Here is a 9,727-nt window from a genome sequence, read left to right on the forward strand (position 1 = left end):
TTTCTCCTGCGGAACGAAGGCGGCCGCGCTTGGGGAAGGCTGAGGCGGCCGCAAGACGTCCATCATAGCAACCGGCATCCGTTTAAGGACATGCCAAATACGCCCTAAGCAGCCATTCGCATACGTATGCGGCGCATTTGTCCTATTTAATAGGAACCTGGCCGGCAACGATATGGATCTCGCGTTGCGGAAAGGGAATGCGGATGCCTTCGGCCTCGAAGCTTTCCTTCACCGCGCGCAACAAATCCGTCTGGGCCGGCCAGAAATCGTCAGTGCTGGTATGGGCACGCAGCAGCAGATGCACGGCGCTGTCGGACAGGCTATCGGTCCAGGCGGTGGGGGGCGGGCTTTTCAGGATGCGCGGATCGGCTTCGAGCAGCTGCCGCACAACTGCCAACGCCTTGCCGATGTCCTCGTGGTAGCCGATGCCCACACGCAATTCGAAGCGCCGTGAGCCGCGTCGGCTGAAGTTGATGATGGCATCGGCACCGATCTTGGCGTTGGGCACGACTGCCTCCCGGTTGTCCGCCAGTATGAGCTGGGTATGCATCAGGTTGATGCCTTCCACCGTGCCCTCGGCGCCGCCGGCCTGGATATAGTCGCCCGCCCTGAAGGGGCGGAACACGATCAGCAGCACGCCCCAGGCCAGGTTGCTCAGCGAACCCTGCAGAGCCAAGCCGATCGCGAGGCCGCCTGCGCCGAGCGCGGCCAGCAGCGGCGCACTGGGCACGCCGGCCGTTTGCAAGGCAATCACGATCAGCACCGCGATCAGCACGCCATACAAGAGATTACGCAGAAAGCCGCTGAGGGTCGGGTCGATCGCGGCCCGGTTCATTGCCCGCTGCAGGAAATTCGCCAAGCGCCTGGCAAACCAGTGGCCGATCAGCAGCACCAGCAAGGCGCCAAGCAAGGCAGGCCCATGCACGGTAAAGAAGGCAAGCAGATCGTCGCGGGAAACGCTCAAGAGCCGTCCGAACATGGGGCAGTTCCTGGCAAGCCGGCCGCCAAGCCTAGCAGCCGCCTGCGGCTTGTGCATCGCAGCTCGACAAGCCTGGCGGCAGAGGCGATATAGCGAACGCCCACCAACGCTTGGGCTGGGGTACTGGGCAGTTCTTTTGTTCAAACGATGCCGGCGGCAATGCACTGCCGGAGCGGGATTTGTTGGTGCGCGCAACACGCCGACCTTTCAGCTACCGGAGATCATCGACATGCTTGCGAATCAAAAGCAGCGCCTTGCGCGCCGCGTTCTTGCTGCCCTTTCTTGTACCGTATTGCTGACCATAGCCTGTTCGGCCGATGCGGCGGCCGCACCAAGCTCGCTGTTGTTCAGTCCGTACAAAGACATCACCGTGGACATGAACTGGAACGCCGACACGCTGCAGACGGCCGCTTCCGGCGCTTCACTTCCACTGGTCGGTCCTGGCAGTTTCTTCAGCACCCAGGAACCGAAACTCGGCGCTGTCAGCTTGTCTTTCGCGACCGGCAGCTGCGGTAGCGAAAGCTGGGCGGGTCTTTCCGCCTCGGCCTTCGCTTCGGCCAATATCCCCGCGCTCTCCAGCGCGGGCTTGAACTACGTGATCTCCACCGGTGGCGCCGGCGGCGTATTTACTTGCGCCACGCCCAGCACCTTCGCGAGCTTCATCGCCACGTACTACACGCCGCAAATGGCTGGCGTGGATTTCGATATCGAAAGCACCCAGACCCAGGCCGAAATTCAGCAGTTGGTGGCCGATGCGGCGGCCGTGCAGTCGCAGTATCCCAGCCTGCGCTTTTCGTTCACGCTTGCCACGCTGGCGGCTTCGGACGGCAGTCATGCGGGCGTCAACACGCTGGGCCAGCAAGTCGTGCAGGCGATCCAAGCCGCCAACCCCGCCATCACCAACTACACCATCAACCTGATGGCCATGGACTACGGCAAGGCAAGCACAGCCAATTGCGTGCTGGTGAATGGCGCTTGCGAGATGGGCCATTCGGCGATCCAGGCCGTGCAGAACCTGGAACACACTTACGGCATACCGGCCGCGCACATCGAGATCACGCCGATGATCGGCCAGAACAACACCTCCGGCGAGGTCACCACCGTAGGCGACGTCGATGTCATTGTCAGTTATGCCTCCACCAATGGCCTGGCCGGTGTGCATTACTGGTCGCTGGACCGGGATACGCCCTGTTCGAGCAAGAAAGGGCTGTCCAATTCGTGCAATGGGGTCAGCGGATCCACTCCGCTGCAGTACACCAATGAGTTCTTGAAGGATCTCGGGCGTTGAAATTCCCACGCACAAGGACGTGCATTTTCCTCTGTGGCATGCCTCACCAGTTACCCCGCTCGACAAAAAAAGCCCGGTGGGGAGCCGGGCGCGTGACTGTCCCGTGCGGGGAGCACGGTGGGGATGTCCGCTAGCTCAAGGTACTAGCGTTGGGCGTAACTCGCCTTGTCGGGACGCTCCATGTTCGTATCGATCAGTTGCAGGCGCTCGCCATTGGGCAGACGGAACTGGAATTGCTGCTGCAACTGCTGCAAATGGCTTAGGCGAGGACAAAGCGCTTCGGCGCGCTGGCCCAGTTTCTCGGCGGGCGCATCAACCGCTTTGTCGATTGTGCTATCCAGTGATTCGGTGCGCGCCTGGAGCGAAGCAAGCCTGCCCGCATCGCCGCTGAGTGCGTCCTTGAGCACGTCTCGTGTGATGTCGCCAACCGTGTCGGCGACGGTATCTTGCAGCTCATTGCCAAAAAGATCACTGCCGTCGCCGGCTTTCCACCGGCCCTGTCCAAGCGTGCCATCGATGTGGTGCATGGCTTCGCCATGGCGATCGCGCAAGTCATGCAGCAGCCGCGTGCGTTCGTCGCCGTTTTCGGACAAGGTGGCAACCACCGTGGCCAAGGCGGAGTAGCCGATATCCACGCCATCGCGGGCGATACCGGCAACAGCCGGCAGCAAATCGCGCACCTCGCGTTCGTATTCGCGCAAGCGCGCGGCATCCTCGTCGGACACCGTTACGTTCCGGCCATCCACGCGCAGCTTGCCGTCATGCATGAAGACATCGCCTGGATGGCCGTCGCTGCGTGCGAACGCGATGCCTTGTGGCTGTACCTGCATGTCGTAATCGCTGTTATAGGAGCATGTCAGGTGATGGCCATGGATATCCCCAGCCTGTACGCCACCGGCTGTGGCGAGTGCAAACAGGGTGACCAACGAAAGCATGTGGCGGCGCATGAGTGTCCCTCCCAGGAAGCCAACCGAAGCGGCGGCTGCACGCTTGGATGCATGCCGATGTGTCTAGGGTTTAACGCCAGGCCGGCTCAAGGCATGGGCCGCAGGTCATTCCCTGCCATCGGTCATGCAATTGGCGCAGCGCACATAGGCAAACGCCCAGGCGCACGATAAGTTGGTGCCTTGGGTGGCGAATCAGGGGCATGTCTATGCAATCCACCGATGTCATCGTGGTCGGCGCTGGCCTCTCCGGACTGGTCGCGGCCACGGAATTGACCGACGCCGGCCGGCGTGTGGTGATTGTGGAGCAGGAGCCGGAACAGAGCCTGGGCGGGCAAGCGTTCTGGTCGTTCGGTGGACTGTTCTTCGTGGATTCGCCGGAACAGCGCCGGATGGGCGTGCGTGATTCGCGGGCACTGGCGCTCGCGGACTGGATGGGCACCGCCGCGTTCGATCGTCCCGAGGACCACTGGCCGCGCAAGTGGGCCGAGGCGTATGTCGATTTCGCGGCAGGCGAGAAACGCGCATGGCTGCACGGCATGGGCATGCGCTGGTTCCCGGTGGTGGGCTGGGCCGAACGCGGCGGTTACGGCGCGATCGGCCATGGCAATTCCGTGCCGCGCTTTCATGTGACCTGGGGTACCGGGCCCGGCGTGCTTGAGCCGTTCGTGCAGCGCGTGCGTGAAGCGCAGGCGGCAGGTCGACTGAGTTTTGCATTCCGCCACCGCGTCGATGGACTGGTCGTGGAAAACAGCACGGTGGTCGGTGTGCACGGTGCGCGGCTCGCGGATGACAAGATCGAGCGTGGTAAACCAAGTTCGCGCGAACTGGCCGGTGATTTCGAATTTCGCGCGCAGGCGGTGATCATCGCTTCAGGCGGCATTGGCGGAAATCACGAACTGGTCCGCAAGAACTGGCCGGAACGCCTGGGACCGCCACCATCGCACATGCTGTGTGGCGTGCCCGCGCACGTCGATGGACGCATGCTGGGTATTAGCGAAGCAACGGGTGCGCGGCTGATCAACCGAGATCGCATGTGGCACTACGTGGAAGGCATCGAGAACTGGGACCCGATCTGGCCGATGCATGCGATACGCATTCTGCCAGGTCCTTCCGCATTGTGGTTCGACGCGCGCGGCAATCGTTTGCCCGGTCCTTTGTGGCCCGGTTTCGACACCATGGGCACACTGGAACATCTCCGCCGCACCGGCTTCGACTACAGCTGGTTCATTCTCGATCAGCAAATCATCCGGCGCGAATTCGCCTTGTCCGGTTCCGAGCAAAACCCCGACCTCACCGGCAAAAGCTGGCGGCAGGTCGCCAAGCGTGCAGTCGGTAAGCAAGCACCCGCACCGGTGGAAGCCTTCAAGCGACATGGCCGCGACTTCATCGTACGCGACAACCTGGATGATCTGGTTGTCGGCATGAATGCACTGGCGGGAAGCCAGCTATTGGACATCGCGCATCTGCGCGAACAGATTCAGGCACGCGACCTGCAGTTTGACAATGCGTTCGCCAAGGACAGCCAGGTCATGGCCATTCATAACGCGCGCCGCTATCGCGGCGATCGCCTGGTACGCGTGGCCAAGCCGCACCGCTTGCTCGATCCGGCCAACGGTCCGCTGATTGCGGTGCGCTTGCATGTGCTTACACGCAAAACCCTGGGCGGCCTGGAAACCGACCTCGACGCGCGCGCACTCGGTCATGACGGCCAGCCGTTGCGTGGCCTTTATGCCGTGGGCGAAGCCGCCGGCTTCGGTGGCGGTGGCTTGCATGGCTATCGTGCGCTGGAGGGCAGCTTCCTCGGCGGCTGCCTGTTCTCCGGTCGCATAGCCGGACGCGCTGCTGCTGCCGCCGTCGCATGAAGAGTGCGCCGCGTATTGCTATCTACGGCGCCGGCATGGTCGGCAATTACCTCGGCGGCCGCTTACATGCGCATGCGCGGATTCGCCTGATCGCGCGTCCGCACGTTGCAGCGAGCTTGAAGGAACACGGGCTGACCGTCAGCGACCTCGACGGACGTCGTCGACACACACCAGCGGCAGCGCTCGATGTCGCCACCCAGCCAGCTGCTGCGCAAGATGCCGACGCCGTGCTAGTCACCGTGAAATCGTCGGCAACCATGGAGGCGGCGCACGAGCTGGCCGAGGTGCTCGCCCCTGGTACGTTGGTAATCAGTTTTCAGAACGGCGTACGCAACACCGCAGACTTGCGCGCGGCGTTGCCTGGTTGCCGGGTACTGACCGGCATGATCCCGTTCAACGTGACGCAGCCGGAACCGGCGCACTTTCACCAAGGGTCCTCCGGCTCACTGATGGTGGAGCGCTCGGCAGCACTTTCGCCGTCATTGCTTTGCGCGTTCGCCGCCGGCGGTCTCTCGCTGCAGCAGCGCAACGACATGCAGGCAGTGCTGTGGGCCAAATTGCTGATCAATCTCAACAACCCGTTGAATGCGTTAAGCGGCTTGCCGTTGCGCGAAGAACTGGCCCAGCGCGCCTGGCGGCAAAGTTTGGCGTTGCTGCAGCAGGAAGGCTTGCAGGTGCTGGAAGCCGCCGGCATCCGGCCCGCCCAGCTTACCGCCCTGCCCACGCGCTGGCTGCCTAGGGTGCTGTCGCTGCCGGATCGGCTCTTTCAGCGTGTCGCCACACGCATGCTGGCGATCGATCCGCTGGCGCGTTCCTCGATGTGGGACGACCTGCAGGCAGGCCGCCGCACCGAGGTGGACTATATCAATGGCGAGATCGTCGCGCTGGCGAAGTCGAAAGGACGGCGTGCGCCAGCGAATGCGCGTATCGTGGCGCTGATTCGTGAAGCCGAGCAATCGCAAGTGCGATGGGAAGCCCAGGCGCTGCTGAAGGCCCTGCGCGATGCGTAGGCTGGGATGCCAATCCCAGCTATGTTTCCACCATCCTTGATGCTGGGATTGTCATCCCTGCCTACGTGGCTAACGCGCCACGTCCTCGATATGCGCGATCTTGCCCTCGACGATGAAGAAGGTGGTGGTATGGCCGTCCCGTCGGTATTGCCATCGCTCGCCCGTTTTCCAGTCGTCTTCCCGGCGTGAGAATCTGACAGCTCCTTTGCGCTGCCTCGCCTTGCCGGCATGCCCCTTGGCCCGTAGCGAAGGCTTTCCCAATAATTCCATGACGTGAGCGGCGCTGTCGCCCACTACCAGCAGCTGGCTGCCCACGCGAATGCTTTGCAAGGCCTGGGCACTTGAGCTGACGATCAACAAGGCAAGCAAAAAACAGCGGCGCATGATCGACTCCCTGTCGTGTACCCACCCTAGGCTGTGATCGATGGTCAGAAACCGGCGCCAGCTTCGGCAAGATAAGCCTGCTCTTGCGGGCTGCTCGTTCGGCCAAGCAACGCATTGCGATGAGGAAAACGTCCGAAACGCTCGATCACCGCCGCGTGACGTTGAGCATAGTCGAGGTAGCCGGTGTAGGAATGACGCTGTTCGGGCGAGAGATCCCGGCACAGGGCTTCGAACAAGGCGACGCATCGCTGCTGAAGTCCGATGTCTTCGGCATGTTCTAGCGGCAGGTAGGCGAAGACGCGCTGCAGGGGTGGCAAGCAGAGGTCAAAACCTTCCTCGATTCCCCACAACGCCAATCGCTGTGCCTGAAGATCTTGCGTCCATGCACGCCTATCGCGGCGATAAAGATTGCGCGAAAACTGGTCCAGCACGATCAATAGCGCCAGCCAACCCTGTGGCGTATCGGCCCAATGCTCAAGCCGGCCTTCCGTCGCCAGCCGCCATGTGTCGGCAAAGCTTGTGCGGATCGCCGTATCGAACGCGGGATCGACCGCAAACCAATGTTCGTGGTGAGACGAATCGAACCAGAAGGCGAGTACCGCCAGCGCCTCGTTCGGTGGAGTCGGCACAACTTAGTGTCCGGCAGCCTTGGCCAGGCTGTGCATGTCCAGATCGATCGAATGCAGGCGCGGCAGCTGGCGATGCAGCTCCGCCTTCATTTCCGCTTCGCCGGCTCCCATCCGCGCGATCACCCGCTCGAACAAGCGCAGCAGGCTTTGCTCGTTGCGCGCCAGCAGGCGAATCCAGGCGTCGTCGCTGCGTGGCATCAGGGCGTCAAAGCGGTAACGCACCGCACCGAGTATGCGGCGGCGGGTTGCGGGGGTACCTTCGTGACTGCGGATCTGTTCCTGCAGGGCTGCGATCACCAGGCTCAGGGATTGCGCCTCTTCACCCAGCACGGTGCGTAAACCAGGCTCGCCTACCTGGGTGGAGGCATGGCGATACAGCGCGCGCAGCTCGATGCTGCGCCGGATCAGGCTATTGCATAGATGTTGGATCGCCAGCGACACCGGTTCGCCTCCGTCTGCCTGGATCTGAAGCCGCCGCCATGTTGCAGGACAAGCACTTAGCGGCGGATAAATCCGGCCGTCATGGCAAGGCTTCGCTCAGCTGGCGTTTCAGCGCGTATTACCGCCCCATCTCAAGCAAGTTAAGCGGACGTCCATGACTCGCGCGCAGGCCGTCCTGGAGCTCGGCCAAGCGCTGCAGGCTGGGGCAAAGGGCCTGGATTTCCGGCCGCAACACCTGCAGCCGCTGCTGCAGGCGGGACTGGAATCCGGTGGTGAGATCGGCGGCCTGATCGCGCAGCGCGGCGGCCTGCTGCAAATCGCCGCTCATGGCCGCGTTGAGCGCCTGCTGCCCCAGCGCCGAGGCAATCAACGGGGCGATGTCGCTGGCCACCTGGTTGGCGTATTGGTCGGCGGTATCGCCATGCCAGTCGTGCGTACTCTGGCTGGCAGCGACGCGCTGGTGCAGGTCAGCGGCATGAGCTGCCAGGCGGCGCTGCAGCTCGGTTCGAGTCTGCGCATCGAGATTCAGGCCATCCGCTTCCTGCTGCATCGCCTGCACCGCCACGTCCACACCATGGTTGATGACGGCTTTCACCCGTGGCACCAGGGCGAGCAGTTCGCGCTGAAACAGGCTAAGGCGGTCCTGGTCCTCAGTGTTGAGCGGCACGACTTGTCCATCCGTACGCAACGTGCCCGAGGCGATTACCACACGCATCGGCGCGGGCTGGGCGCGATCAAAGACCAGTTGGCCCTGCTGCAGGGTCAGGTCATAGCTGCTGCTGGCATGGCACACCTGGGACAGGTCTTGCGCATGCAGGCCGCCCGCGGCAAGCGCAAACATTCCGGCAGCGAGCAGGCGATTGAAGTGCATGGAAAGGGTCTCTATCGAGCGAGGCCCGATAGCGATAAGGCGCTGCAGGATAACTGGGGCTGAATCAGGGGCCGGAAGGACCCTACGATCGCGGCCGGAATTGCAGACGCACGGCGGGCTGCCCCAACTGCCACGCAAGCCACAACAGGGCGGGCACCGCGAACGCTTGCAGCCCCATCGCAAGCAACAGCGGACGCTTGAACCCATCCAGCTGCTGCTGGACGGCGGCATCGCCCACTTGTTCCAGCGCGTTCCACTGGTGCCACAGCAATACGCCCCGATAGGCGAGCCAAACGCCCAGCACCAGCGCAACCACACGCAACACCGAGCGAGCCCACGACTGGCGCAGGATGCATCCAGCCGTGGCAACGATTACCACGAAGGCGGCCACGAGATAGCCGATATCCCAGTCCAGCATGTAGCGAAGTTCCGCCGCATGGCTTGCGTCGCCGGCCGGCAGGTTCTGCAGCGCCGTCCATACCTGCTGGGCATGGCGAAGGTACTGCGAGCCAAGAAAACCAGCTACCAGCAACATGATCCAGGTGAGCATGCGCCACCATGCAAAGCTGGACTTCTTTCTGCGCAGGTCCGATTCGAAACGGGAGATCAACATCAGGCCGTGGCCTTCTTCAAGGTAGCGAGATCGCCCAGCACCTGCGCGGCATTTTCCTTCGGATCGACGTCACGGTAGATCTTGGCGATCTTGCCGTTGGGATCGATCAGGAAGGTCGTGCGCTTGGCGAAATGAAAACCGACGGCCGAAGTGAGTACACCGTATTTGATGGCGACCTGACGGCTGGCGTCGGACAACAGTGGAAACGGGACGTGATATTTCGCAGCAAATTCGGCGTGCGATTTCACGTCGTCCAGGCTTACCCCCAGGACGTCGGCGCCGGCCTGGCGCAGCTTGACGACCTCGTCGCGGAACGTGCAGACCTCGGTGGTGCAGCCGGGCGTGAAATCCTTCGGGTAGAAATACACCACCAGCCAATGCCCGTGGTAATCGGCAGGACTGCGCCAATGGCCGTTCTGGTCCTGCAAGCGGAACGCCGGCGTCACCTGCCCGACTTGCGGATTGCCTTGCGGACCGGTGCCGGCAAGCGCAGGGAGCGCCGACAGGCCTAGCAGACAGATCGTCGCAACCAGGGTCAACCAACGACGCATAAAGCGCTCCAAAACCTAAGAAGGACTGAGTATACGCGTGGGCAAGGAGCCTCTGGTCTATTCCTACGTGCCCGGCATGACGTCCAGAAGGCCCGCAGGCCGTGCCGCGCGGCACAGGGCAGACTGGCCGTCTGTTCAAGCCGCGGGGCACG

The 9,727-nt window shown here is 62.8% G+C and carries 11 protein-coding genes; 3 read left to right on the forward strand and 8 right to left on the reverse strand.

The window, feature by feature from the left end; genetic code table 11:
* Positions 1–142: 142 nt before the first annotated feature.
* Positions 143–979, reverse strand: a complete 837-nt coding sequence (locus QQJ96_RS22745; RefSeq protein WP_284334329.1) for a mechanosensitive ion channel family protein — start codon at positions 977–979, stop codon at positions 143–145.
* A gap of 229 nt (positions 980–1,208) precedes the next feature.
* Here QQJ96_RS22745 and QQJ96_RS22750 point away from each other — a divergent pair, with 229 nt between their 5' ends.
* Positions 1,209–2,267: a glycoside hydrolase family 18 protein gene (locus QQJ96_RS22750; protein WP_284334330.1), complete on the forward strand. Its 1,059-nt coding sequence runs from the start codon at positions 1,209–1,211 to the stop codon at positions 2,265–2,267.
* Between the two features lie 143 nt (positions 2,268–2,410).
* Here QQJ96_RS22750 and QQJ96_RS22755 read toward each other — a convergent pair whose 3' ends face one another.
* Positions 2,411–3,214 (reverse strand): DUF2884 family protein, encoded by an 804-nt coding sequence (locus QQJ96_RS22755; RefSeq protein ID WP_284334331.1) that lies wholly within the window; start codon positions 3,212–3,214, stop codon positions 2,411–2,413.
* 206 nt (positions 3,215–3,420) lie between these two features.
* Here QQJ96_RS22755 and QQJ96_RS22760 point away from each other — a divergent pair, with 206 nt between their 5' ends.
* Both QQJ96_RS22760 and QQJ96_RS22765 read left to right on the forward strand, forming a co-directional pair.
* Positions 3,421–5,076 (forward strand): FAD-binding dehydrogenase, encoded by a 1,656-nt coding sequence (locus QQJ96_RS22760; protein WP_284334332.1) that lies wholly within the window; start codon positions 3,421–3,423, stop codon positions 5,074–5,076.
* The gene (locus tag QQJ96_RS22765; protein ID WP_284334333.1) at positions 5,073–6,086 is read left to right on the forward strand and encodes a 2-dehydropantoate 2-reductase; all 1,014 of its coding nucleotides are present in this window, start codon (positions 5,073–5,075) and stop codon (positions 6,084–6,086) included. Before QQJ96_RS22760 ends, QQJ96_RS22765 begins: the two co-directional genes overlap by 4 nt.
* A 69-nt stretch (positions 6,087–6,155) precedes the next feature.
* On the opposite strand, the gene QQJ96_RS22770 is transcribed toward QQJ96_RS22765, so the two are convergent.
* From QQJ96_RS22770 to QQJ96_RS22795, 6 genes are all read right to left on the reverse strand, one after another.
* Positions 6,156–6,470 carry a hypothetical protein gene (locus QQJ96_RS22770; RefSeq protein ID WP_284334334.1) on the reverse strand — a complete coding sequence of 105 codons (315 nt, stop codon included), beginning with the start codon at positions 6,468–6,470 and terminating at the stop codon, positions 6,156–6,158.
* 44 nt (positions 6,471–6,514) lie between these two features.
* Complete coding sequence (locus tag QQJ96_RS22775) at positions 6,515–7,099, reverse strand: DUF924 family protein (protein ID WP_284334335.1); 585 nt, start codon at positions 7,097–7,099, stop codon at positions 6,515–6,517.
* Between the two features lie 3 nt (positions 7,100–7,102).
* Positions 7,103–7,540 (reverse strand): DUF2383 domain-containing protein, encoded by a 438-nt coding sequence (locus QQJ96_RS22780; protein WP_284334336.1) that lies wholly within the window; start codon positions 7,538–7,540, stop codon positions 7,103–7,105.
* 118 nt (positions 7,541–7,658) lie between these two features.
* Positions 7,659–8,411 (reverse strand): DUF2884 family protein, encoded by a 753-nt coding sequence (locus tag QQJ96_RS22785; protein ID WP_284334337.1) that lies wholly within the window; start codon positions 8,409–8,411, stop codon positions 7,659–7,661.
* 82 nt (positions 8,412–8,493) lie between these two features.
* Positions 8,494–9,024: a hypothetical protein gene (locus QQJ96_RS22790; protein ID WP_284334338.1), complete on the reverse strand. Its 531-nt coding sequence runs from the start codon at positions 9,022–9,024 to the stop codon at positions 8,494–8,496.
* Positions 9,024–9,575, reverse strand: a complete 552-nt coding sequence (locus QQJ96_RS22795; protein WP_284334339.1) for a peroxiredoxin — start codon at positions 9,573–9,575, stop codon at positions 9,024–9,026. The genes QQJ96_RS22790 and QQJ96_RS22795 overlap by 1 nt, the downstream gene beginning before the upstream one ends.
* Positions 9,576–9,727: the final 152 nt, after the last annotated feature.

It is taken from the genome of Dyella flagellata (assembly GCF_030160275.1).
GTDB lineage: Bacteria > Pseudomonadota > Gammaproteobacteria > Xanthomonadales > Rhodanobacteraceae > Dyella_B > Dyella_B flagellata.

What these genes read in the sequence shown, in the direction of transcription:
- QQJ96_RS22795 (WP_284334339.1), bottom strand. Translation starts at nt 9,575, where the DNA reads ATGCGTCGTTGGTTGACCCTGGTTGCGACGATCTGTCTGCTAGGCCTG.
- QQJ96_RS22770 (WP_284334334.1), bottom strand. Translation starts at nt 6,470, where the DNA reads ATGCGCCGCTGTTTTTTGCTTGCCTTGTTGATCGTCAGCTCAAGTGCC.
- QQJ96_RS22760 (WP_284334332.1), top strand. Translation starts at nt 3,421, where the DNA reads ATGCAATCCACCGATGTCATCGTGGTCGGCGCTGGCCTCTCCGGACTG.
- QQJ96_RS22790 (WP_284334338.1), bottom strand. Translation starts at nt 9,024, where the DNA reads ATGTTGATCTCCCGTTTCGAATCGGACCTGCGCAGAAAGAAGTCCAGC.
- QQJ96_RS22765 (WP_284334333.1), top strand. Translation starts at nt 5,073, where the DNA reads ATGAAGAGTGCGCCGCGTATTGCTATCTACGGCGCCGGCATGGTCGGC.
- QQJ96_RS22745 (WP_284334329.1), bottom strand. Translation starts at nt 979, where the DNA reads ATGTTCGGACGGCTCTTGAGCGTTTCCCGCGACGATCTGCTTGCCTTC.
- QQJ96_RS22785 (WP_284334337.1), bottom strand. Translation starts at nt 8,411, where the DNA reads ATGCACTTCAATCGCCTGCTCGCTGCCGGAATGTTTGCGCTTGCCGCG.
- QQJ96_RS22750 (WP_284334330.1), top strand. Translation starts at nt 1,209, where the DNA reads ATGCTTGCGAATCAAAAGCAGCGCCTTGCGCGCCGCGTTCTTGCTGCC.
- QQJ96_RS22755 (WP_284334331.1), bottom strand. Translation starts at nt 3,214, where the DNA reads ATGCGCCGCCACATGCTTTCGTTGGTCACCCTGTTTGCACTCGCCACA.